Annotated in this window: 29 protein-coding genes and 2 tRNA genes; 24 read left to right on the top strand and 7 right to left on the bottom strand. The window is 52.6% G+C overall.

Annotated elements, in window-relative coordinates; translation table 11 throughout:
* Positions 1-6 precede the first annotated feature (6 nt).
* From RJ53_RS03085 to RJ53_RS03055, 7 genes are all read right to left on the bottom strand, one after another.
* Positions 7-279, bottom strand: a complete 273-nt coding sequence (locus RJ53_RS03085) for a KEOPS complex subunit Pcc1 (RefSeq protein WP_211530159.1) — start codon at positions 277-279, stop codon at positions 7-9.
* Positions 276-1,490 (bottom strand): single-stranded-DNA-specific exonuclease RecJ, encoded by a 1,215-nt coding sequence (locus tag RJ53_RS03080; protein ID WP_211530158.1) that lies wholly within the window; start codon positions 1,488-1,490, stop codon positions 276-278. The genes RJ53_RS03085 and RJ53_RS03080 overlap by 4 nt, the downstream gene beginning before the upstream one ends.
* Positions 1,491-1,493: 3 nt before the next feature.
* Positions 1,494-1,952 (bottom strand): 30S ribosomal protein S15, encoded by a 459-nt coding sequence (locus RJ53_RS03075; protein WP_211530157.1) that lies wholly within the window; start codon positions 1,950-1,952, stop codon positions 1,494-1,496.
* 229 nt (positions 1,953-2,181) lie between these two features.
* Positions 2,182-3,348, bottom strand: coding sequence for a KamA family radical SAM protein (locus RJ53_RS03070; protein WP_211530156.1), 1,167 nt, complete (start codon positions 3,346-3,348; stop codon positions 2,182-2,184).
* Positions 3,349-3,575: 227 nt separating this feature from the next.
* Positions 3,576-3,962 (bottom strand): Zn-ribbon domain-containing protein, encoded by a 387-nt coding sequence (locus tag RJ53_RS03065; protein ID WP_211530155.1) that lies wholly within the window; start codon positions 3,960-3,962, stop codon positions 3,576-3,578.
* A 7-nt stretch (positions 3,963-3,969) separates the two neighbouring features.
* Positions 3,970-4,347 (bottom strand): DUF2073 domain-containing protein, encoded by a 378-nt coding sequence (locus RJ53_RS03060; RefSeq protein ID WP_211530154.1) that lies wholly within the window; start codon positions 4,345-4,347, stop codon positions 3,970-3,972.
* Between the two features lie 6 nt (positions 4,348-4,353).
* Positions 4,354-4,995 (bottom strand): Era-like GTP-binding protein, encoded by a 642-nt coding sequence (locus RJ53_RS03055; protein WP_211530153.1) that lies wholly within the window; start codon positions 4,993-4,995, stop codon positions 4,354-4,356.
* 220 nt (positions 4,996-5,215) lie between these two features.
* Between RJ53_RS03055 and RJ53_RS03050 the strand changes: the two genes are divergently transcribed.
* The 24 genes from RJ53_RS03050 (at position 5,216) to RJ53_RS02935 (ending at position 21,001) form a co-directional block, all read left to right on the top strand.
* The gene (locus tag RJ53_RS03050; protein ID WP_211530152.1) at positions 5,216-5,779 is read left to right on the top strand and encodes a CBS domain-containing protein; all 564 of its coding nucleotides are present in this window, start codon (positions 5,216-5,218) and stop codon (positions 5,777-5,779) included.
* Positions 5,776-6,534: a CBS domain-containing protein gene (locus RJ53_RS03045; RefSeq protein WP_211530151.1), complete on the top strand. Its 759-nt coding sequence runs from the start codon at positions 5,776-5,778 to the stop codon at positions 6,532-6,534. Before RJ53_RS03050 ends, RJ53_RS03045 begins: the two co-directional genes overlap by 4 nt.
* A gap of 9 nt (positions 6,535-6,543) precedes the next feature.
* Positions 6,544-7,485, top strand: a complete 942-nt coding sequence (locus RJ53_RS03040; protein ID WP_211530150.1) for a CBS domain-containing protein — start codon at positions 6,544-6,546, stop codon at positions 7,483-7,485.
* A 5-nt stretch (positions 7,486-7,490) separates the two neighbouring features.
* Positions 7,491-8,327 carry a CBS domain-containing protein gene (locus tag RJ53_RS03035; protein WP_211530149.1) on the top strand — a complete coding sequence of 279 codons (837 nt, stop codon included), beginning with the start codon at positions 7,491-7,493 and terminating at the stop codon, positions 8,325-8,327.
* Positions 8,324-9,100: a CBS domain-containing protein gene (locus RJ53_RS03030; protein WP_211530148.1), complete on the top strand. Its 777-nt coding sequence runs from the start codon at positions 8,324-8,326 to the stop codon at positions 9,098-9,100. The genes RJ53_RS03035 and RJ53_RS03030 overlap by 4 nt, the downstream gene beginning before the upstream one ends.
* 86 nt (positions 9,101-9,186) lie before the next feature.
* Complete coding sequence (locus tag RJ53_RS03025) at positions 9,187-10,155, top strand: deoxyhypusine synthase (RefSeq protein ID WP_211530147.1); 969 nt, start codon at positions 9,187-9,189, stop codon at positions 10,153-10,155.
* Positions 10,156-10,261: 106 nt separating this feature from the next.
* Positions 10,262-10,346, top strand: a tRNA-Ser gene (locus tag RJ53_RS03020).
* Between the two features lie 28 nt (positions 10,347-10,374).
* Positions 10,375-10,821: a 30S ribosomal protein S13 gene (locus RJ53_RS03015; RefSeq protein ID WP_211530146.1), complete on the top strand. Its 447-nt coding sequence runs from the start codon at positions 10,375-10,377 to the stop codon at positions 10,819-10,821.
* A gap of 12 nt (positions 10,822-10,833) precedes the next feature.
* Positions 10,834-11,379, top strand: coding sequence for a 30S ribosomal protein S4 (locus tag RJ53_RS03010; RefSeq protein WP_211530145.1), 546 nt, complete (start codon positions 10,834-10,836; stop codon positions 11,377-11,379).
* Positions 11,380-11,381: 2 nt separating this feature from the next.
* Positions 11,382-11,777 carry a 30S ribosomal protein S11 gene (locus RJ53_RS03005; RefSeq protein WP_211530144.1) on the top strand — a complete coding sequence of 132 codons (396 nt, stop codon included), beginning with the start codon at positions 11,382-11,384 and terminating at the stop codon, positions 11,775-11,777.
* Positions 11,777-12,604: a DNA-directed RNA polymerase subunit D gene (locus tag RJ53_RS03000; RefSeq protein ID WP_211530143.1), complete on the top strand. Its 828-nt coding sequence runs from the start codon at positions 11,777-11,779 to the stop codon at positions 12,602-12,604. Before RJ53_RS03005 ends, RJ53_RS03000 begins: the two co-directional genes overlap by 1 nt.
* Positions 12,605-12,967 carry a 50S ribosomal protein L18e gene (locus tag RJ53_RS02995; RefSeq protein ID WP_211530142.1) on the top strand — a complete coding sequence of 121 codons (363 nt, stop codon included), beginning with the start codon at positions 12,605-12,607 and terminating at the stop codon, positions 12,965-12,967.
* Between the two features lie 6 nt (positions 12,968-12,973).
* Positions 12,974-13,396, top strand: a complete 423-nt coding sequence (locus RJ53_RS02990) for a 50S ribosomal protein L13 (protein ID WP_211530141.1) — start codon at positions 12,974-12,976, stop codon at positions 13,394-13,396.
* 13 nt (positions 13,397-13,409) lie between these two features.
* On the top strand, positions 13,410-13,811 hold the full coding sequence (locus RJ53_RS02985) for a 30S ribosomal protein S9 (protein ID WP_211530140.1): 402 nt from the start codon (positions 13,410-13,412) through the stop codon (positions 13,809-13,811).
* A gap of 32 nt (positions 13,812-13,843) precedes the next feature.
* The gene (locus RJ53_RS02980; protein ID WP_211530139.1) at positions 13,844-14,032 is read left to right on the top strand and encodes a DNA-directed RNA polymerase subunit N; all 189 of its coding nucleotides are present in this window, start codon (positions 13,844-13,846) and stop codon (positions 14,030-14,032) included.
* Positions 14,033-14,107, top strand: a tRNA-Pro gene (locus tag RJ53_RS02975).
* A 31-nt stretch (positions 14,108-14,138) separates the two neighbouring features.
* A complete protein-coding gene (locus tag RJ53_RS02970; protein WP_211530138.1) occupies positions 14,139-14,333 on the top strand; it encodes a DNA-directed RNA polymerase subunit K in 195 nt (64 codons plus the stop codon).
* Positions 14,330-15,520: a phosphopyruvate hydratase gene (eno, locus tag RJ53_RS02965; RefSeq protein WP_211530137.1), complete on the top strand. Its 1,191-nt coding sequence runs from the start codon at positions 14,330-14,332 to the stop codon at positions 15,518-15,520. The genes RJ53_RS02970 and eno overlap by 4 nt, the downstream gene beginning before the upstream one ends.
* A complete protein-coding gene (rpsB, locus tag RJ53_RS02960) occupies positions 15,517-16,140 on the top strand; it encodes a 30S ribosomal protein S2 (protein ID WP_211530136.1) in 624 nt (207 codons plus the stop codon). Before eno ends, rpsB begins: the two co-directional genes overlap by 4 nt.
* Before the next feature lie 38 nt (positions 16,141-16,178).
* Positions 16,179-16,967, top strand: coding sequence for an AmmeMemoRadiSam system protein B (gene amrB / locus RJ53_RS02955; RefSeq protein ID WP_211530135.1), 789 nt, complete (start codon positions 16,179-16,181; stop codon positions 16,965-16,967).
* Between the two features lies 1 nt (position 16,968).
* On the top strand, positions 16,969-17,838 hold the full coding sequence (gene mvk, locus RJ53_RS02950) for a mevalonate kinase (RefSeq protein ID WP_211530134.1): 870 nt from the start codon (positions 16,969-16,971) through the stop codon (positions 17,836-17,838).
* On the top strand, positions 17,831-18,592 hold the full coding sequence (locus RJ53_RS02945) for an isopentenyl phosphate kinase (RefSeq protein WP_211530133.1): 762 nt from the start codon (positions 17,831-17,833) through the stop codon (positions 18,590-18,592). Before mvk ends, RJ53_RS02945 begins: the two co-directional genes overlap by 8 nt.
* Entirely contained in the window at positions 18,589-19,695 is a 1,107-nt protein-coding gene (fni, locus tag RJ53_RS02940; RefSeq protein WP_211530132.1) for a type 2 isopentenyl-diphosphate Delta-isomerase, read from the top strand. The genes RJ53_RS02945 and fni overlap by 4 nt, the downstream gene beginning before the upstream one ends.
* Positions 19,661-21,001: an RNase J family beta-CASP ribonuclease gene (locus tag RJ53_RS02935; RefSeq protein WP_211530131.1), complete on the top strand. Its 1,341-nt coding sequence runs from the start codon at positions 19,661-19,663 to the stop codon at positions 20,999-21,001. Before fni ends, RJ53_RS02935 begins: the two co-directional genes overlap by 35 nt.
* The last annotated feature ends 13 nt before the right edge of the window (positions 21,002-21,014 follow it).

Genomic DNA, 21,014 nt, shown 5'->3' with positions numbered 1-21,014 from the left:
TATCACCTAATCTTCTTCATCATTCAAAAGATCCGTGCCATTTCCCGCTGTCAATCTATTCATCTTCTCATCAGAGAGTGCATCTGCTATGGAGAGGTTCATCAGATAATCATCCACTGAAGCGAGGAGAGACCGGATCGGCTTCTCCACGATCATCGTCTCGACATACTCTCCATCCACCATCGTCTCCATACCAAGGAGATTGTCAGGGGAGAGACTGCCAGCAACAGTATCAGGATCCGAATGATGGGATCTGATCCTCCCGCTTCCACGTATCATGAGAGGCTCGCCTCCCTGACCGCCTCCCTGAAGGCATCAACACTGTTTTGCGGTATCGTCGCTCCGGCCCTCCGGTTGTGGCCACCGCCACTCCCTCCAACAAACGTTGCTGCATCTTTCACGATCTCACCAAGATTGATACCGTTCTCAGGTGGGGCACGAGCAGATACTCTGCAGATCGCGCCATCATCAACGAGAACAAAGACGGGATCATGATAAGGACGATCATGAGAGAGGATATCGGCGATGTCGGATGCCACCACCGAATCATCCAGGCGATACCATCCACCGCCGAGAGAGGCGACGGATTGAAGACCCTGGATAACCCGCTCCCGAAATGTCCTGAAATGATCCCATGCATCAGAGATGCCGGAGGAGTCCCCGAGACAGAGCGATGCCGCAAGCCCGCCATGGCCTGACTTTCCGCAGGCATCGACGACTGCTGCAAGCGATGGTGCATCAGGGACCACCTCGCGCTCAAGAGCATAGACATCTCCATATATCCGGAGGATTGCATCAGCAGAGGCATCATCCCCGACCGAGAGGACGAGGCGTGAGAGGAAGAGCGGATCCTCCTCAACAGATGCATCCGCATCAAGAGATGCCGCAAGTTCCCTGCAGACTGCTTCAGAACCGGTAACGGATGGAAGATACGGATCTGTCGAGAGGAAGAGACGCTCAAAGAGCTCCCTTCCGGGAAGGGTACAACCCCTTCTCGTCGAGATGATCCCATGTCCGATACCCTGATTCAAAATCTCACGGTTGAGGCCTGAATATTCCTGGCGATCCCCGATCACTCCAAGGAGAGCAAGGCCCGCGAGATCACGATTGTCACCCATCTTCTCTGCAACAAAGTACGCCGCTCCTGAGGTTGAGAGTTCACGATCTCCATCGATCCCATGAAGCCTCGGATTTACATGGAATTCTCCGGTAAAAAGAGGGATATGGTGATCGATGACCATCACAGAGTCACCCAGATCATGGAATGACGAACCGAAATCACAGAGGAGCACCGGGCGATCGGAGGGAACCTGGTCAGCAGTTATTGTCGGGAGGATCCGCAGATGAAACGGAATATGACACCGGGATAACGCCGTACAGAGTATAGACGCAGCTGCGATACCATCGGCATCATGGTGGGCATAGACCTCCACAAAGTCGAGGGACTGCAGATGATCTGCGAGCTTTTCTGCTGACGGCGAAAGGGGCATGGTTTATCTTGAGAGGAGAATCTCTGCGGTCTCCGGTTTGTAGACCCACTCCTGTGGGAGTTTGCCTGCCTTCCGATAATATTTGACGAGACGCCGGACCTTCGATTCGGTCAGCTGAAGCTGCCGTTTGTTATGAACATCCTTCTTATTCTCTGCAAGATGCTTGCGGAGTCCAAGAGCCTTCTGCATCAGGTTTCTGAGATCCTCAGGGATATCAGAGGTCATGTCGTGCTCTGCAAGGATTGCACCAACACGCTTCCCTGTTGCAAGTTTTACATCAGGAACGCCGTATTTATCACGGAGAATCGTCCCGATGACGGCTGTTGAAAGACCTTCCTTTCTCATATCGACGACCAGCTTCTCGATCTCAGCGAGATCGGTATTGAACCATTCCGGAACATCCTTCCTGTGGGGACGGACGGAGCCGGACGATCCCTTCCGTCGTGCATACATTCGTGCCATATGGTACCTCGAAATTTTTTAGCTGCCTGCTGGTTACAGCAGATGTGTCCGGTCATACCGTTCACCGTAAGTCACGAAAAGAGCCGTATCTGACTCGCCGCAATCCCAAGCCCACATACAGGGCAGTGCTACTTGAGCACGTCGGACTTACCTCAGCCAGCACATGATGTGCAGATACTATGTTGATCAGAAGAGGGATTAAGGGTATCGGAGGGGAAGGGGAATCCCACTACTCCGAAAGGGTGTCCGCTTCATTTGATTGCCGCATAGTATGAGACGATCTATGATTATTAAGGTCAGTTACATCGCAGCTGTCAACAGGAACAGAATAATCATCCAGCCAGTACGCCGAGGGATCTCTTCGGAAGACGAGAACCTTCCCCATCTCTTCGGGATCTGCCGCCTGATGATACTTCATGACGATGTACTCCTTCGTACAGGCAGCCACCTCAATCTTTCCTGTCGCATGCGACATCACAAAGCGGGCACGCTTGGCTATTCCTGAAGCTGTTGCACGTGCTTCCTCAAAGATACGGTATCCTTCCTCAATCGGGACGGCATAGGTTCTGTTACCACGTGTCGGGCGGCACTGGAAGATGTAGTAAGGAGAGACCCCGATGAACGAGAGGGTCCGGAAGAGCTCACCAAGCACCTCGGCAGAGTCATTGATCCCCCTGAGTACCGGTGTCTGATTGAGGATCATCACACCATGATCAAGGAGGGCGGTGACCGCTTCCATCGCCTCAGGAGTAATCTCCCTCGGATGCGTGAACTGGCTCATCAGATAGATCCGCTTCTCGGGAAGACTATATTCGGCCAGGAGATCGAGGAGCTCCTGATCCCCTGAGATCCTCATCGGATAATATGCCGGCATCTTGCTCCCGATGCGGATGATCTTTACATGCTCAATATCCCTGATCTCTTCGATGATCTTTCTGAGTTCCCGGGTCGGAAGCATCAGGGGATCGCCGCCGGTGAGGAGGACGTTTGTTATTTCAGGATGATTGCGTATATACTCAATTCCCAAAGAGACATCCGGGACAACCTCATCGGCGTTATCAACGAAGAGTCGCTTCCTGAAACAGTACCGGCAGAGCCCGCCACACTGATCAGAGACAAGCAGCAGACCCGTACGTGCATATTTATGCTGGAGGCCGGGAGCCATCGTGTAGGAGGATTCAGAGGATGGATCGAGATCGCCATCTTTTTCCAGTTCAGCAATATCAGGAACAATGATCCTGCGGATCGGATCAAACGGATCAGACCAGTCGATCAGGTTCAGATAATAGTCGGTCGCTCTGAATGAGAACCATTTCTCAGTTTCAGCGATCTCCTTCCGCTCTTCTGGCGAAAGGCCTATGATTTGGGATACGGATGTCAGATAGTGTGTCTTCACAGGATCACCTCCGGAACAGGTATCGTCATGTACCAGGTTGTGGTACAGAGAGGAAATACCCGGCTCTGGCAGAATACACGACAAAGAGTGCATGAACAGAGACGGGTCTTAAACCGTTGAAAATTCTGACAGATACTAGGTCATTCAGATATATAAATCATACCCGAAGAAAGGGAGAGAAGACCAAAAAGGGGTTGAAAAGAAAAAATATCCAAAAATAAAAGGATTTAACGCTTCAGTTTCTTTCCTTTGACCTTCGACATCGAGATGAGATCGACGACGTAACTCCCGTCTTTCCCGACGCCGATCACCCGCTCGTCGGTTGAGGCAAGCTTTTCAATATTGAGTTCATACGTGCCGGGTCCGACAATCCTGACACTCTCGACCCGCTCATATGAATCGGCATGTTTCTTCTCAGGAGTCCTGACCTCAAGAACTTCTTCATTCGTTTCACTGGCGATCTCCTCAATCGTCTTCTCATTCAGGACATCCTGATGCCTCACCCTCTCACTGACGTAGAGGAACTTCTTGCCATCACAGCTTGGACACCCCCTGAGAATTTCGGTTGAGCCATCCCGAAATTCCCGTCCGCACTGTGTACATTTGTGAGGCATTGGATCCTCACCTCCCTGAAGAGAGGGAAGCCCAGGCAACCAGGCGGTCCCTCTCTATCTTCAGCATCTTCAGCTGGCCGGCAGGGCCGATGACCGTCATCCTCCCTTCAGGTCCTTTTCCCTGGAAAAGCCGTGCAAAGAATCCTCCTTTTGCAGCGTCCTTTCCAGGGTACGTCTCCATCTCAATCCCTGAAAAACCACCTGGCTGTATCTCCCTCATCGTTACCTCGACAAGCATACTCTGTTCATCCGGACTCAGGCCACGCTCAAGTACAACGATATTCCCAAGCATGACCGAGTCAAGGATTGTCCGGATCTTTTCAAGTGTTGTGAGACTTGAAAGGCGATCCGCAGAGATGAGTTCTATCTGTACTCCCTGTATCATCGCGTATCACCCAAAGTGCTCTGTCATTATATCATAGAGCTCTGACATATTCGTGCCTTCAAGTCCGGAGACCATGATGACCGGATGCTGCGGAAATGCGCTCTTAATCCGGGAAGGCGCGGCATCAGGCAGATCGGTTTTATTAGCGACAATGACGACCGGAAGATCCCGGCTCTCAATGATCCCGACCATCATGATATTCACCTGCATAAATGGATCCAGAGTGCTGTCCATCACATAGATGACGCCGTTGATATCCTCCCGAAGCCAGTGCATCGCTTCGGCAACACCTTCAGTCGCCTCACGTGCACGCGAGATCGCCTCATTCTGTTCAAGGCCGTACTCCAGAAACTCATGATAATCGATCTTTGTCGTTACGCCCGGAGTGTCGACGATATCCAGCGTCAGTGTATTTCCATTTGCTCCGGTGATCACAACATCCTCACGCCGTCGTGCCCTCCGGGTCTCATGCGGAATCTCAGAGACAGGACCTATGGCGTCACCTGAACAGTCTCTCACGATTCGATTTGCGAGCGTCGTCTTCCCCGCATTCGGCGGACCATAAATCCCTATACGGGATCGTTTCCTCCGAAATAATATCTGAAGAAATCTCCTGAACCTCTTTTTAGCCCGGTCAAACATACCCATCTGTCAACCCCTTCATGAAAAATTATTGCAACTATGATAGTTATTGTACTCTCTTCCCGATTCCTAATAATACTACCCTCCTCATCATCGCCCGGATTGGCGTTTAATTCCTTCCCTGAAGGAGTTCAACAGGTCTCCATTCCGGTTACGAATCCTTTTAATAGGGGTATTGCATAGTAGAAGATGTCATCAGCGGAAAAGAGAAAGGAGGTGAAGAGAGATGAAACAAAGTGACAACATGGATTTCGAAACACGCATTCCGGTTCGCGAAGTAATGAAACTTCATCCGACCACAATTGATGCACATGCAACAACTGCCGAGGCAGCACTGGCGATGTGCCGCGATGAGGTTGGCAGCTGCATCGTTCTGCAGAATAACCTTCCAATTGGTATTGTAACCGAGGAGGATTTTAACTGCAAGATAATGGCACTCGACAAAAAACCTGGAGAGGTATTTGTTAAGGAAGTAATGAGCACGCCCCTCATCACCATCGGGGCTGATGCAACCATTGCAGAAGCTGCACGGATGATGTCACAAAGTCGTGTCCGAAGACTCCCGGTCGTCAATGGAGATCAGAAGGTCATCGGGATCATCACAGTACGTGATATCCTCAGCATTGCGACCGAGATGAATGAGATCATGAGCGACCTGATTGTGATTAACCGGGTGCAGGACTACAATGACGGCGTCTGCGACCGATGCGGAAGCCTATCAGATGAGCTCAGATACATCGACAACCAGAACCTCTGCCCGATATGCCGTGATGAGGAGTCAATCGTATGAAAGTTGCACGTGACCTGATGATAGAGGTGACATCTCTTAAAAAGAACGAGTATGTCACCAGAGCACGGCAGATTCTTCGTGATGATGTCTACCGAGAGATCTACATCACAGATGATCAGGGACACCTGAGCGGGATGATCGATATCACCGATGTCCTCAGGGTACCAGACACACGATCAAATGTCACCATTGCAGGGTTCATCCGTGATGTACCAGGTATCTCTCTGGATACACCACTTGAGGATGCCGCCCTTACCATTCTGAAGACAGGAACCGACAGCATTCCGGTATCCGCAGGGAACGGGAAGTTTGTCGGATCCATCCTTCTTCGCGATCTCTTTCCGATACTGGTCTCACGCCATGAGATCACCGGAAATGTCAAGGACGTTATGACAGGAGATGTCGTCTGCTGTGATACTGAAGACACCATTCAGAAGGTCTACTCCCTTATCACCGATACCGGATATGCATCTCTCCCCATTGTCAAGGGGAAGGAGCTTCTCGGAGTGATATCACGCCGGGATCTTGTGGAAAACGGCGGTATCAGGCGATCACTTGGGAACAGCTCAAATACCCGGATTGGCAAGGTGATGACCACCCCGGTCATCACGGCAACACCGGATATGCCGGTGTCCGAAGCATCACACCTCCTCGTATCTCATGATATCAGCCGCATGCCGGTTGTTTCTGAGGGAACTGTCGTTGGCATCCTGGATCGCCATGATGTCCTGAGAACCATAGTCAAAAAGGCGTAAGGAACCACCATGCACGATAATAATTCAGGCCATAACAAAGGTGAGCGCTATCTAATGAGAGCCGGTAAGCAGGATCGTGGACCCATTGAGTTCAGGTCACGCCCGGCTGATCGTCAGGGCGGAGTAATGAACATCGGAGTCAGCGATGTTGTATGCGTCCCTCCCACGATGAGCATCTGCGATGGCGTCGAGACGATGACCCGCGAGGGATTCCGCAGGCTGCCGATAGCAGATGCAGGAAGTCGGAAGCTGCGTGGCATTATCACCGTTACTGACATCGTTGATTTCATGGGGGGTGGGGACCGGCACAATCTGGTGAGGAACAAACACCAGGGTAACTTCCTCTCTGCCATCAACGAGAATCTCAGATCCATCATGACCGAGAATGTGATGACCCTCCATACAAACGACGATATGCAGGCTGCAGTCGAGATCATCGTCGAAAAGAGGCATGGCGGGGTTCCGATCATCGATAATGATGAGCATGTCGTTGGTATCGTCACCGAATATGATCTCCTGAAATCGCTCTCCATCGAACAGAGCCAGCTGACTGTTGAGGACGTGATGTCCTATTCACCGCGGGTAACCTACCCTGACTGTTCAATTGCTGAAGTTGCAAAACAGATGAACAAATATCATTTCAGGAGACTTCCGGTCGTCTCCGATGATGTGCTCTTTGGCATCGTCACCGCAACAGACATCATGAAATATGTCGGCTCCGGAGAAGTGTTCCGATCGATGCAGACGGGCGAGGTTGCAGAAGTGACGGCACGCCCGATTCGATCGATCATCTCCGGCAATCTTTACACAACCACCCCTCAGAAGGACATACACGAGATCGCACGTGAGATGATTCAGAAGCAGATTGGTGCGTTTCCGGTCACAGAAGATGCGCGCCTTATCGGAATGATAACAGAATATGATCTTGTTAAAGCACTCGCACAGAGGTGAGAGCCATGATTGTCAGAGAGATGATGTCATCCCCGGTTTATGTCGTGAGCAAAACAGAGAACATTGCGTATGCACGCAACCTGTTACTGAAGCACCATATCTCACGGCTTCTGGTAATGGATAGAGAGAATCTCACAGGTATCATCACCAAGAAGGATATTGCCCATGGTTTCCGGCAGAGCGATCCTCTCTGGAGGAGACGCCCGATCGATAATATTCCGGTCGAGGTGATGATGAAGAAGGATCCGATGACGATTTCACCGGAGGCTGATCTCAAAGAGGCAGCACGTATGATGATGATGCATGATATCAGCAGTCTTCCGGTGACCGATCTTGGTACCGTGGTTGGGATCATCACAAAGACGGATATTATGGCTGCACCCGATGTCGAGAAGATCAAGGCGACAGTTGCTGATATCATGGAGGATGTGGTGACGATCTCCCGGTACCACTCACTCAGCCATGTCATCGATGTGATACGGGAACGAAACGACAAGCTCCTTGTCGTCAATAATGACGGCACGCTTGCAGGTGTCATCACCGAGTCAAATATTGCATTCTACGGGTATATCTTTGAAAACGGAGTTCCTGAAAAGGAGATTATGCATCTGCGGCGTGAAGAGAGCGGGGGGAGAAAGAGCCTGCGACATGTCAGGAGCGTTTCAGCAATCGCAGAGGATGTCATGTCACGGCCCGTGATCACCATCAGCCCGTCCGAGTCTGTCGCTGGCGCGATCGCACTGATGCGCAAGCACAATATCAACAGTATCATCGCTGTTGAGGGCACCGACATCAAAGGAATATTAAAACGAGACGACATACTGAAAGAGGTAGCACAATGACAACACAGATCACCATCAAAGACGTCATGTCAAAGCCCGTCAGTATCGCAAAATCCTCACTCATCACCGAGGCACTCGAACGCATGCTCGATGAGGGAGTCGATCCGATCATCGTCACGCACAACAATCAGGTCGTAGGGACTGCATCCCGGCGCACTATTGCCGAAAAGATCGGTAGCATAAGGAGTGGGCCCATTCCCCCGACGCAGATTCATGTAGCGAACGTCACCAAAGAAGACTACACCTTCGCCTACCATGATCAGGATATTGACATCCTCATCCCCCTCCTCCAGAGCTATAAGATCGTCGTCGTGCTGGATGCAGAGCACAAGCTCATCGGCATGGTGACAATGGGCGATCTCCTCAGAGTGATGAAACCTGACTGCCCGCTTGAAGACGTCATCGAGCTTGCACCGAAGATCACACCCGAGGATCGGATTGTTCACCTTCACAGGAGGATGGTCGATGACTCGGCAACACGATTCATCGTTGCCGACAATAGCAGGGTTCTTGGTATTGTCACCGAGACCGACCTCGCCCAGGCTATTATGAAGCTCAAAGAGCTTGTCGAGGTGAAACACCATGATAACCGTATCAGGAATCTGATTGCACAGGATATCATGAGCACCCCGGTCACCTCCGTTGAGAAAGGCAAGACCGTCGATGATGTTATCGCCCTGATGGAAGAGAAGAACATCAGCACCGTCCTTGTAACAAACGATACAAAGCCGGTCGGCCTTGTCACCCGCAGATCGCTCATCAACGCGCTCTGATAAACCACACTTTTTTTCCCGCAGATAGGGGCAGTATGCCGTCTGCATCATCTCATTTAATACCGTCTATGAGAAACATACTTGCCATGGATCTGACCCCTACAACCCCTGTCAAACCGACTGAGCGAGTCTCAGATCTCCTTGAGGCTATGAGCAGAACCGGTTTTCAGGGGCGAAAACTCGGTGAGGCATATATCATCTGGAAGGAGATGATTCGGGATCCGGACTGTGCCATTCTTCTTGGCCTCTCCGGTGCAATGGTCCCTGCCGGGATGCAGGAATGCTTAATCAGCCTCGCAGAACGGCACTATATGGATGCCATCGTCTCAACCGGCGCAAATATCTTTCATGACATCTGTGAACACCTCGGCATCAGGCACTACCGGGGCCATCATCATGCCGATGATGCCGCCCTCTTTGAGAAGGGGATCGACCGGATCTATGATGTCTTCGCCTATGAAGAGCAGTTCCGGAGTGTCGATCAGCAGGTTGCCGACTTCATCGCCAGTATCGCACCCTTTCACGGATCAAGCCGTGAACTGATCAAGAGGCTTGGAGAGTGGCTCATAGAGGTCCGGCCGGAAGGACGGTCGCTCACCGCCACCTGTGCCACTGAGGGAATCCCAATCTTTGTTCCTGCCCTCGCCGACTCCTCCATCGGGATCAGCCTCGTGATGGCCCGGCGTGAGGGGACCGATGTACAGATCGATCAGATCAGCGATGCCGATGAGATAACAGTGATCGTTGAGAAGGCGCCAAAGACCGGAGTCATCTATATCGGGGGAGGAGTGCCGAAGAACTTCATCCAGCAGACGCAGGTGATCGCATCCATCCATGACAGTGATCTCGGAGGGCATGCCTATGCCATCCAGTTCACAACCGATGCCCCGCACTGGGGAGGTCTCTCGGGATGCACCTTCGAGGAAGCGATCAGCTGGGGCAAGGAGACGATCACCTGCCCGAGAGTCCAGTGTTTCTGCGATGCGACGATTGCCATTCCTCTGATGACCTCTGCCCTCGTATCCTCAGGGATCCAGCGGGCAGATCGTGGCTGACAGCCACAACCATTAATACTCTTTTGCACCAATCTATTAGAGCACTCAATTCATGGAGCAGTGATTCAAAGTGCACTGCGAGTGTCGAAAGATGCGACATATCTCTGTTGAGGTAGCCAAGCCTGGTATGGCGCAGGTTTGCTAAACCTGTGTCCCCCTGGGACTCGAGGGTTCAAATCCCTCCCTCAGCGCTCCAAGGAGAAGATAAGAGGAAAATCCATGGAAGAAGAACTGAATTACTTCGTACGCGTCAGTAACACAGATCTCGACGGCACACAGTCGGTCCAGATCTCTCTGACGGGCATCAAGGGCGTGGGGCTCCACACCGCGCTCATCCTTGCACGGAAGGCAGACGTCAACACCCATGCATTAATGGGAAAACTCTCAGATGAAGAGGTTGACCGAATCCGCACCGTCGTGGATGAGTACGTAGAGACAGCTCCCACCTGGATGATGAACCGCCCAAAAGATCTCTATACAGGGAAAGCCCGCCACATCATCGGTGTTGATGTCGCTCTCATACGTGAAGAGGACTTAAACATCATGAAGAAGATGCGGTGCTACCGTGGTATCAGACACGAGACCGGACAGAAAGTACGTGGCCAGCGGACAAAGTCCACAGGCAGAACCGGCACAACCGTCGGTGTCTCCAAGAAGAAGAAGTGAGCGGTGATTTGAATGGGATACCCAGGAAAGAACCACAAGCAGTACCAGTCGCCGAAACGCCGTTTTGAGAAGGGTCGGATCACCGATGAGCGTAAGATCGCGATAGACTTTGGTCTCCGGAATAAGAAGGAGATCTGGAAGGCAACCCATATTCTTCGTCGCCACCGCCAGGGTGCACGGAACATCCTTGCGATGATCTCCGGCGGTATCGATGAAGAGCGGATCGATGACCGGCGTGAGGAGCTCCTCCAGCACCTGCAGCGGTACGCTATCATCGGTGCAGGGGCAACGATCGATGATGTCCTGTCGCTGACGGTGAATCAGATCCTTGAACGCCGTCTCCAGACCATCGTCTACAGAAAGGGTCTTGCACGCTCACCAAAACAGGCACGCCAGCTCATCGGCCACGGCCACATTGCCATCAACGGCAGACGTGTCTCAGTTCCGGGCTATATGGTCACACGGGCTGAAGAAGAGCAGATTGGCTACTACCAGACGTCGCCGCTCTCAAGCGAGAGTAACCCTGAACGCGGCCGAATCAATAATGTAAGGGCATAACCATGGCATCTGAGAAGGATAAGTGGGGTATTGCCCACATATTTGCATCATTCAACAACACCATCATCACCGTCACAGATCTCTCAGGAGCTGAGACGATCTGTAAGAGCAGTGGTGGCATGGTTGTGAAACAGGCACGAAACGAGAGCTCGCCCTATGCCGCAATGCAGATGGCAACAAACATTGCCCATGCAGCTCGTGACAAGGGATTCGTCGGTCTGCATGTGAAGGTGCGTGCACCAGGCCGCGGAAAGCAGAGAAGCCCGGGTCCCGGCGCTCAGGCGGCCATCCGGGCTCTTGCCCGCGCAGGTGTCCGTATCGGCAGAATCGAAGATGTCACCCCGGTCTCACATGACAGTATCCGGACCAAGGGTGGCAGGCGGGGAAGGAGAGTCTGATGGAGATCGTATTCGGCAGGCTTGACGAGAGAGTTGCACAGTTCACCCTCAGTTCGTCGTCAGTGGCATTTGCAAACAGCCTCAGGCGGGCGATGATGGGTGAGGTTCCGACACTCGCCATCGAAGATATCAGGATCTATGATAACACAAGCGTCCTCTTTGACGAGATGCTCGCCCACCGTATCGGTATGATCCCGCTGAAGACAGACCTGTCCCGATTTGTGAGGAAGGAAGACTGCACCTGTGAGGGTGCAGGTTGCCCCCACTGCCAGGTCACATTCACCATCACCATTGAAGGACCAACAACGGTCTTTTCAGGTGACATGATATCTGATGACCCGATGACCGGGCCTGTCGAAGCGAATATTCCCATTGTCAAGCTCTGGGAAGATCAGAAACTCGTTCTTGAAGCTGTGGCAGTTCTGAATATCGGAACCGAACATGCAAAGTGGCAACCGACAATCGCCTGCGGGTATAAAGAGTATCCCGTAATCGAGATCACCGATCAATGTGACGGATGCGGGATGTGTGTCGATGAGTGCCCCCGGAATGTCCTTGAAGTCAAAGGGCAGACCGTGCGTGTCGTTGACGGTAAACTCGAAGCCTGTTCACTCTGCCGCCTCTGTGAGAAGGCATGCATAGGAACCGGTATCGGGGAAGAATCTGCCATCAAAATAGATACAGATGAGACAAAGTTCCTCTTTGTCGTCGAAGGTGACGGATCCCTATCCGCACAACAGATCGTCGAAGAGGGGCTACGATATATCAGATCCAGGTCAGACACCCTGGTAGAAGCGTTACAGGAAATATCCACGGAGGGACTGTAGATGAAGAGATCGGGCAAAACAAACCCGCGCCTCGTCAACCTCATCAGGATGCTCAAGTCCGCATCCCATGAGAACGAGGCGAGTATCTGGCGTGAGATTGCACGGAGGCTCGACACGTCCAGTAGTAATTATGCCGAAGTCAATATCGGCAAGATCAACCGCTATGCTCAGGCAGGCGAGATCATTCTCGTCCCGGGGAAGGTCCTCGGAAGCGGTATACTTGATCAGTCCGTCAGGGTAGCGGCACTTCACTTCTCCGACTCAGCCCGTGAGAAGATTGTGCAGGCTGAGGGAGATTGTATGACGATCGAAGAGCTCGTCTCGGCAAATCCTGCTGGCAGCCGGGTCAGGATACTGAGGTGAATGGCGATGACAACAATCATCAATGCAGAAAATCTCCTCCTCGGAAGACTTGCAAGCATCGTTGCAAAGCGGGTCATCAAAGGTGAAGAGATCGCCATCGTTAATGTAGAGAAGGCGATCATCTCAGGAAGCAGGGCACATGTTCTGACCAAATACCATGAGAAGAGAACCCGTGGATCTGTCGAGGGAGGTCCGTTCTTCCCCCGCCGTCCGGATGATATCATGAAGCGGACAATCCGCGGAATGATCCCGTACAAGACCGGCCCGGGTGCAGATGCGCTCCGCCGTGTCAAGGCATATGTCGGAGTTCCGGACGAGTTTGCAGGCCAGGAGATGGAGATCATCGACGAAGCGCACCGTAACAGGCTGAACAAGCCCATGTACGTAACGCTTGGTACAGTCAGCCAGAACCTTGGTGCAAAGTTCTAAGAGGGATCGAGATATGGCAAAAATTATCAATACAAGTGGAAAGAGAAAGACAGCCGTCGCCCGCGCAACCCTCAGGGAAGGGAAGGGCAGGATCAGAATTAACTCGGTACCTCTTGAGATCTATGGATCTGAACTTATCAGAATGAAGATCAGCGAGGCACTCGCCCTTGCACCTGGCGTCAATGACTCGATTGATATCGAGATCAATGTCAGTGGGGGCGGTATCATCGGTCAGGCTGAGGCAATCCGGACGGCACTTGGACGAGGCCTTCTGGGCTGGACGAATGATCCTGCTATCAAAGAGATATATCTTGGATACGACAGGACGCTCCTCGTCAATGACTCGCGCCAGAAAGAGGCGAAGAAGCCGCACGGCCGTGGTGCCCGGAAGAAGTTCCAGAAGTCATACCGTTAAATACAGGCAGGATAATAAGGAATCGAGGACAAATGATACCTGTACGATGTTTCACCTGTGGAAAAGTTGTTTCCACGGCATGGGATGAGTTCAAGGAGCGGAAAGCGGCAGGTGAGGATCCAAAAGAGATCCTCGACTCCCTCGGTTTAGAGCGGTACTGTTGCAGAAGGATGCTCCTCTCACATAAGGAGATTATTGATGAACAGTATCCCTATCAGTGAGGGGTCGTGGGGTAGCCTGGACTATCCTATTGCGTTCGGGACGCAGTGACCTGAGTTCGAATCTCAGCGACCCCATTTCTGTTCAAAATTTTACGGAGTGATTACTATGATATCCTACACTCGATACGAACGAGCCAGGATCATCGGAGCCAGAGCGTTGCAGATATCGATGGGAGCCCCGGTGCTTTTTAAAACCGTACGAATCGATCCGCTGGAGATAGCACTTGAGGAGTTTGATAAAGGTCTTGTACCCATCACCGTCAAGCGTCATTTCGGGGATCTGGAAGTCGTGGTGGCATGACATCGATTGAAGCAGTGACACTCAGGACCATCCTCGATAGCCGTGGGAATCCCACGGTTGAGGCCGATGTGATTGTCAACGGCGGGTACGGACGTGCTGCAGCTCCAAGCGGAGCCAGCACAGGAAGATACGAGGCGGTCGTCAGACCTCCACAAGAGGCGATACCATATGCATACAATACGGTCATCCCTCAACTGGTCGGTCTCGACTCCCGTGACCAGGTTACCTTTGATCGAATCCTCCATGAGATCGATGGAACCGGAACCTTTGAAGGAATCGGGGCTAACATCGCTGTTGCTCTCTCACTTGCAAACGCAAAGGCAGCAGCATCAGCGATCGGTATAGAACTCTACACCTATCTTGGTGGAGTCTATGCTGATGAAGCTCCGTTGCCGCTTGGTAATGTCATCGGAGGAGGCGCTCATGCACCCGGAGCGACCGAGATTCAGGAGTTTCTTATCGTACCTACCGGTGCCTCATCAACAGAAGAGGCGGTCTTTACCAATGCACTCGTCCACAAGGAAGTAAAAAAACTTCTGACCGGACGGGGCATCACCTGCGGTAAGGGAGATGAGGGTGGCTGGGCACCACAGATCAGCGATATTGATGCGCTTGGTATTATCGGAGAGGCGATTGATACCGTCACCGACGAGACCGGTGTCACCGTCGGAATCGGTCTGGATGTCGCCTCAAGCGAGCTCTGGGACGGTGAGCGGTATGCATACCGTGATATCAGCCGCACAACTGAAGATCAGATTGCATATATCGCCGATCTCGTCGACACCTACGGCCTCATCTATGTTGAGGATCCACTCCATGAAGAGGATTTCGAAGGGTTTTCAACCCTCACCAGTCAGATCCCTGATAACTGCCTCATCTGTGGCGATGACCTCTTCGTCACAAATCCTGAGCGTATCCAGAGAGGAGTTGAACTCTCCTCTGCAACTGCGGTCCTGATCAAGCCCAACCAGATCGGAACCCTGACGGATACCTTCGAAGCCGTGAGCCTCTCACACAGAACAGGTATGGAGACGGTGATGAGCCACCGATCCGGAGAGACGACAGATACAACCATCGCCCACCTGGCAACAGCATTTGGATGCATCTATCTCAAATGTGGTATTGTTGGTGGCGAAAGAATAGCAAAATTAAATGAATTAATTCGTATTTCGGAGAATTTCGCATGAGCGAGACAGAACTTGATATCGAACTGAACGAACCCCTCGTCCCCGTCGAGGAGTACCTTGCAGCAGGTGTTCACATCGGAACGCAGCAGAAGAGCAATGAGATGATGAATTTCATCTACCGCGTCCGCGGAGATGGTCTCTATATCATCGATATCAGAAAGACTGATGAGCGGATCAAGCAGGTTGCAAAGTTCCTCTCCGGTTTTGAGGCTCCAAAAATTCTTGCCGTCACATCACGTCAGTACGGTCAGTATCCTGCCAGGAAGTTTGCAGAGACGATTGGAGCAATGGCAACAACCGGACGGTTCATCCCAGGAACCCTTACAAATCCTGCCCTGAATCAGACATCCCTCCAGAAGTACATCGAGCCCGATGTCGTCATCGTCACTGATCCGATCGGCGATGCCCAGGTTGTGCGCGAGGCGGTCTTAAACGGTATTCCCGTCATTGCCCTCTGTGACACGAACAACAATACAAAGAACATCGATCTCGTCATCCCGACGAACAACAAGGGGCGGAAGGCTCTCTCCATGATCTACTATCTCCTGACAAAAGAGATGCTCAGAATCCGTGGTATTACAACCTCACTCACCCCTGAAGACTTCGAGACCGATCTTTAAATAGTCAGAAGAACAACTGCCAGAAGAGGTGCGAACCTATGGAGATCCGACGGTGTACTGTGGCAGGGATGTTTTATCCCGGAGAACCTGGGCACCTTGAGCAGGTGCTTGAGATGTTCTTCAAAAAACAGGGGGAGCAGCTTCACCCCCTTGGCATCATTGTTCCGCATGCCGGGTATCCATACTCCGGTGCTGTTGCCGCCCGCGGATACAGCACCGTTGATCCCGGATTCTCCGGGACATTCATCATCATCGGCCCAAGTCATCGCGGATACAGGACATGTGTCTCTGCACTCCCCTGGGAGACGCCGCTTGGGATCATCACAAATGATGAGGAACTCTCACTGGCACTTGACCTTCCTGTTGATGAGGCTGCACATCAGGATGATGAGAACTCACTTGAGACGCAGATGCCTCTTATCAAATACCGGTTCCCACGAGCCAGGATCACACCGATCCTGATGGGCGATCAGTCCCCGGAAGAGGCGGAACGTCTTTCAGCTCAGATCATCCGTGCAGTTTCGAGGACAAAAAGGGACGTTATCATCGTTGCATCAAGTGACTTCTCACATTACATACCAAAGAATACTGCTGAGAAGATCGATGCTGAAGCGATTAAACCTATCCTCTCGCTTGACACCAGTGAGTTTTATCACAAAATCAGGACACTTCGGGTATCGGCCTGTGGTGTTGGCCCTATCGCAACCATGCTCCGTGCAACAGCCGATCTCGGTGCTGAAAAGGGAATTCTTCTTACCTATATGACAAGCGGCGATATCACCGGAGATCCGGATGTCGTCGGGTATGCGGCCATTGCGGTGGTGTAGGGTGGCAACATGGAGTGCTCCGGGAAAGATCTTCCTCTTTGGTGAACATGCTGTCGTATATGGCAAGCCCGGTATTGCAATGGCGATCAAACCAAGGGTTATGGTCACTGTCCGGAAAGCCAAACGACAGAAGAAACCAAACTCATCCTATATTGCCGAATGTTTCCGGCAGATGGGGGTTTCCGGATCGGTCTATGTCCGGTCCCAGCTTCCAAGCTCATCAGGGCTTGGATCCTCGGCGGCAGTAACTGTTGCAACCCTCTTTGCGATAAATGATGAGTTTGATATCGGGAAAAGTCCGGAAGAGCTATCATCTCTTGCTCATATTGTTGAGAAGAATGTTCAGAAGGGGCGGGCAAGTGCAACAGATACATATGTCTCAACCGTCGGGGGGATGGTACTCATCACCGGCAACACAAAGAGACGCCTTCCCCCACAACCAATTCAGCTCGTCATCGGAAACAGCCTCACCCATCACAATACATCTGAGATGGTCGGCAAGGTCGCCGAGCTGAAGAGGACACGGCCTCAGATAGCTGATCCGATCATCGATGCCATCGCCGCAGTCACCAGATGTTCGATGCACCATTTCAACAATCCGCGTGAACTCGGCAATCTGATGAATATGAATCATGCACTCCTTGATGCCCTCGGAGTCGGCCATCCCCAGATATCCCGTCTCGTCCTGGCAGCACGGGCAGCCGGAGCACTCGGGGCAAAGGTGACAGGGGCCGGAGGCGGCGGATGCATGTTTGCACTCTGTTCAAAGAGTGCCAAAACCCGTGTCGCCGGTGCGATTGAGGCATGCGATGCACGGGCAATCATCACCACCATCGACACCCAGGGTGTCCGGAAAGAGAAGGATGAGTAAGACGATTGTACTCAAGCTCGGGGGATCCGTGATCACCGAGAAACAGAATCCGGGGGTGATACACACCACCCGGCTCCAGGCGATAGCGGAGACTATCGCTCACCATCGGGATCTCCCCCTCATCATCGTCCATGGAGCAGGATCCTGCGGTCACCCCGAAGCCCACCAGTACAGAATTCCTGACGGCGTCGGCCGGGAGAATGCGGCAGGTATCGGAGAGACGCACCGTGCCGTTGCAGGTCTCAACAGTACTGTTGTTTCGATACTCCGGGATGCCGGTATCGATGCCGTCGGCGTACATCCTCTCTGCGGTTCATTTGCAGAGGAGGGGCGGCTCATCTCTTTTGAGACCAGGCAGCTTGCAATGATGGCAGATCTTGGTATCGTGCCGGTCCTCCATGGTGACGTCGTTATGGACAGAAAACGGGGGGGCTGCATCATCTCCGGGGATCAGCTCGTCCTCAGAATTGCAGAGGGAGTCCGGGCAGAACGTGTCGGCCTTGCCACCGATGTGGCGGGTGTTCTCTCCGAAGGAGAGGTGGTCAGGATGATGACAAGGTCAACAGCAGATGCTGTCGATCTCGGAGACTCGGAGAAGATGGATGTAACCGGAGGAATGCGGGGGAAGGTTCAGGAGCTCCTCGCCCTCGCGGATACGGGCATCATGTCATCTATATTTCATATTGAGCGGCTTGGAGACTTTCTCGCCGGAGACGATCACGGCGGAACCGAGATCGTCATGGAGCAGTTATGACCCTGCCTGAACAGACGACATCACGCAAACTCGATCACCTTCGCATCTGCAGTGAGAAGGAGATTGAAACAGGGTGTTCGGGATTTTCCGATGTACGGATCGTTCATTCCGCACTTCCAGAGGCAGATATGGATCATATCGATCTCTCCTGCCGGTTCCTCAATACTACTCTCTCATCCCCTCTCTTCATCGCCGCGATGACCGGTGGCCATCCCGGAACAACCGAGGTGAACCGCCGTCTTGGACGTGCGGCTGAGCGGTTTGGGTGTGCAATCGGTGTCGGCTCACAACGGGCAGCACTTGAGCGCTCTGATCTCAGACACTCATTCTCTGTTGTCAGGGAAGAGGCCCCGACTGCGTTCATTGTTGCAAATATAGGGGCGATACAGCTCCGTGATCATGGTCCTGCCTGGGCTGAGGAGGCTGTCTCGATGATCGAGGCAGATGCTATAGCAATCCATTTAAATCCACTCCAGGAAGCGATCCAGCCTGAAGGCGATCATGATGCAACCGGATGTCTCAAGGCGATAGAAGAGCTCTGCTCTCGCGTCTCATTTCCGGTGATCGCAAAAGAGACGGGGTCAGGCATCTCTCGGGAGACAGCCCGCAACCTCTGGAACGCCGGAGTCCAGGCGATAGATATCGGAGGATACGGGGGGACATCGTGGGCCCGTGTCGAAGGGGTCCGGGCCGACGAGGCAGGTGACCCGGTACAGAGACGCCTCGGTGACGACTTCCAGAGCTGGGGGATCCCGACAGTGGTGAGCCTGATGGAAGTCAGAGAGACCGGAGGGCCGGTTATTGCAACAGGAGGTCTCCGTAACGGCCTCGATATTGCAAAGGCCCTCGCACTCGGTGCTGATATGGCAGGGATGGCACTTCCGCTCCTTGCACCAGCGATGGAGAGCGATGCAGCTCTCAATTCAAAAATCGAAGAGATACACAGAGAACTAACAGTAGCGATGTTCCTCTCGGGAGCCGCGACGATACGCGATATGCGAAGAGTCCGGACGTATATAACCGGAGATACGCGCGATATGATACAAGAACCAGGATGTGAAAAACACTATGGAGATAGAAGTAATAGCCGTCGGCGGATATGAAGAAGTCGGTCGGAATATGACCGCCGTCCGCTGCGGTAAAGATATCGTCATTTTTGACATGGGCCTGCGCCTCGATCGGATTATGATCCATGAGGATGCCGAGGTCGAGAACATGCATTCCCTCGATCTGATCCAGATGAAGGCCATCCCTGATGATACCGTGATGAACGGGATCGAGGGAACAGTCAAGGCAATCGTCTGTACGCACGGGCATCTCGACCATATCGGGGCACTCCCAAAACTCGCCCACAGATATAATGCACCCATCATCTCGACACCATATACAACCGAGCTGATCAGGCAGCAGATTGCGGGTGAGCAGAAGTTCGGAGTGAATAACAAACTCTTTGCCCTGAAGGCAGGTGGCAAGTACACCATCTCGCAGAACCTGACGCTTGAGTTTGTCAGAACCCAGCACTCGATCATCGATACCGTCATGGCGGTTCTCCACACACCTCACGGTGCGGTCATCTATGCAAATGACTTTAAACTGGACCGTACGCCGGTGATCGGAGAGCCTCCGGACTTTAAGCGTCTCACCCAGATCGGGAAGGAGGGCGTTCTCTGTCTCATCACAGAGTGCGTCAATATCGATTCGAAGGGGAGAGCACCAAGCGAGAGGATCGCACGGGATCTCGTCCGTGATGTCATCACCAGCTTTGAGGATGACAAAAACGCGATCCTTGTGACGACGTTTTCATCTCATGTCGCCCGTCTGAAGACACTGACGGAAGCGGCTCATGAGATCGGGAGAAAACCTGTGCTCCTCGGCCGGTCGATGGAACGGTACTCGACAACGGCAGAACAGATGAAACTTGTCGCATTCCCCAGATCCACCTCGGTCTTTGGGAACCGGAGAACCGTGGATCGGATCTTCCGGCGGATGATGAAGGAGGGGAAGGAGAAGTTCATGCCGATCATCACCGGTCACCAGGGTGAGCCGGGATCGGTCCTGACCAGGATTGCCCAGGGAGATACACCCTATCAGATCGAGAAAGGGGACAAGGTCCTCTTCTCCGCAAAGGTGATCCCAAACCCGATGAACTACGGGCAGCGGTATCTCACCGAGACGAGGCTTGCGATGAGGGGGGCCCGTATCTTTGATGAACTGCATGTGACCGGCCATGCCTACCGGGAGGATCACTATGACTTTGTGCATATGCTCAATCCCCAGCATATCATCCCATCGCACGGAGGCCTGGATATGTCCGGGGCATATGCGGCATTTGCAGCCGAGCTCGGATACACACTCCACAAGGATGTCCACCTGATGAGCAATGGTCAGAGGATTCTGATACAGAAATAGAGAGGGAACAATC

This window comes from Methanocalculus chunghsingensis, from assembly GCF_018132105.1.
In the GTDB taxonomy this organism is placed as follows: Archaea; Halobacteriota; Methanomicrobia; order Methanomicrobiales; family Methanocorpusculaceae; genus Methanocalculus; species Methanocalculus chunghsingensis.
Note: the sequence above shows the minus strand (reverse complement) of the source record. Positions and strands in the feature narration are given on the sequence as shown.

What these genes read in the sequence shown, in the direction of transcription:
- RJ53_RS03085 (WP_211530159.1), bottom strand. Translation starts at nt 279, where the DNA reads ATGATACGTGGAAGCGGGAGGATCAGATCCCATCATTCGGATCCTGAT.
- RJ53_RS03080 (WP_211530158.1), bottom strand. Translation starts at nt 1,490, where the DNA reads ATGCCCCTTTCGCCGTCAGCAGAAAAGCTCGCAGATCATCTGCAGTCC.
- RJ53_RS03075 (WP_211530157.1), bottom strand. Translation starts at nt 1,952, where the DNA reads ATGGCACGAATGTATGCACGACGGAAGGGATCGTCCGGCTCCGTCCGT.
- RJ53_RS03065 (WP_211530155.1), bottom strand. Translation starts at nt 3,962, where the DNA reads ATGCCTCACAAATGTACACAGTGCGGACGGGAATTTCGGGATGGCTCA.
- RJ53_RS03060 (WP_211530154.1), bottom strand. Translation starts at nt 4,347, where the DNA reads ATGATACAGGGAGTACAGATAGAACTCATCTCTGCGGATCGCCTTTCA.
- RJ53_RS03055 (WP_211530153.1), bottom strand. Translation starts at nt 4,995, where the DNA reads ATGGGTATGTTTGACCGGGCTAAAAAGAGGTTCAGGAGATTTCTTCAG.
- RJ53_RS03050 (WP_211530152.1), top strand. Translation starts at nt 5,216, where the DNA reads ATGAAACAAAGTGACAACATGGATTTCGAAACACGCATTCCGGTTCGC.
- RJ53_RS03045 (WP_211530151.1), top strand. Translation starts at nt 5,776, where the DNA reads ATGAAAGTTGCACGTGACCTGATGATAGAGGTGACATCTCTTAAAAAG.
- RJ53_RS03040 (WP_211530150.1), top strand. Translation starts at nt 6,544, where the DNA reads ATGCACGATAATAATTCAGGCCATAACAAAGGTGAGCGCTATCTAATG.
- RJ53_RS03035 (WP_211530149.1), top strand. Translation starts at nt 7,491, where the DNA reads ATGATTGTCAGAGAGATGATGTCATCCCCGGTTTATGTCGTGAGCAAA.
- RJ53_RS03030 (WP_211530148.1), top strand. Translation starts at nt 8,324, where the DNA reads ATGACAACACAGATCACCATCAAAGACGTCATGTCAAAGCCCGTCAGT.
- RJ53_RS03025 (WP_211530147.1), top strand. Translation starts at nt 9,187, where the DNA reads ATGGATCTGACCCCTACAACCCCTGTCAAACCGACTGAGCGAGTCTCA.
- RJ53_RS03015 (WP_211530146.1), top strand. Translation starts at nt 10,375, where the DNA reads ATGGAAGAAGAACTGAATTACTTCGTACGCGTCAGTAACACAGATCTC.
- RJ53_RS03010 (WP_211530145.1), top strand. Translation starts at nt 10,834, where the DNA reads ATGGGATACCCAGGAAAGAACCACAAGCAGTACCAGTCGCCGAAACGC.
- RJ53_RS03005 (WP_211530144.1), top strand. Translation starts at nt 11,382, where the DNA reads ATGGCATCTGAGAAGGATAAGTGGGGTATTGCCCACATATTTGCATCA.
- RJ53_RS03000 (WP_211530143.1), top strand. Translation starts at nt 11,777, where the DNA reads ATGGAGATCGTATTCGGCAGGCTTGACGAGAGAGTTGCACAGTTCACC.
- RJ53_RS02995 (WP_211530142.1), top strand. Translation starts at nt 12,605, where the DNA reads ATGAAGAGATCGGGCAAAACAAACCCGCGCCTCGTCAACCTCATCAGG.
- RJ53_RS02990 (WP_211530141.1), top strand. Translation starts at nt 12,974, where the DNA reads ATGACAACAATCATCAATGCAGAAAATCTCCTCCTCGGAAGACTTGCA.
- RJ53_RS02985 (WP_211530140.1), top strand. Translation starts at nt 13,410, where the DNA reads ATGGCAAAAATTATCAATACAAGTGGAAAGAGAAAGACAGCCGTCGCC.
- RJ53_RS02980 (WP_211530139.1), top strand. Translation starts at nt 13,844, where the DNA reads ATGATACCTGTACGATGTTTCACCTGTGGAAAAGTTGTTTCCACGGCA.
- RJ53_RS02970 (WP_211530138.1), top strand. Translation starts at nt 14,139, where the DNA reads ATGATATCCTACACTCGATACGAACGAGCCAGGATCATCGGAGCCAGA.
- eno (WP_211530137.1), top strand. Translation starts at nt 14,330, where the DNA reads ATGACATCGATTGAAGCAGTGACACTCAGGACCATCCTCGATAGCCGT.
- rpsB (WP_211530136.1), top strand. Translation starts at nt 15,517, where the DNA reads ATGAGCGAGACAGAACTTGATATCGAACTGAACGAACCCCTCGTCCCC.
- amrB (WP_211530135.1), top strand. Translation starts at nt 16,179, where the DNA reads ATGGAGATCCGACGGTGTACTGTGGCAGGGATGTTTTATCCCGGAGAA.
- RJ53_RS02945 (WP_211530133.1), top strand. Translation starts at nt 17,831, where the DNA reads ATGAGTAAGACGATTGTACTCAAGCTCGGGGGATCCGTGATCACCGAG.
- fni (WP_211530132.1), top strand. Translation starts at nt 18,589, where the DNA reads ATGACCCTGCCTGAACAGACGACATCACGCAAACTCGATCACCTTCGC.
- RJ53_RS02935 (WP_211530131.1), top strand. Translation starts at nt 19,661, where the DNA reads ATGGAGATAGAAGTAATAGCCGTCGGCGGATATGAAGAAGTCGGTCGG.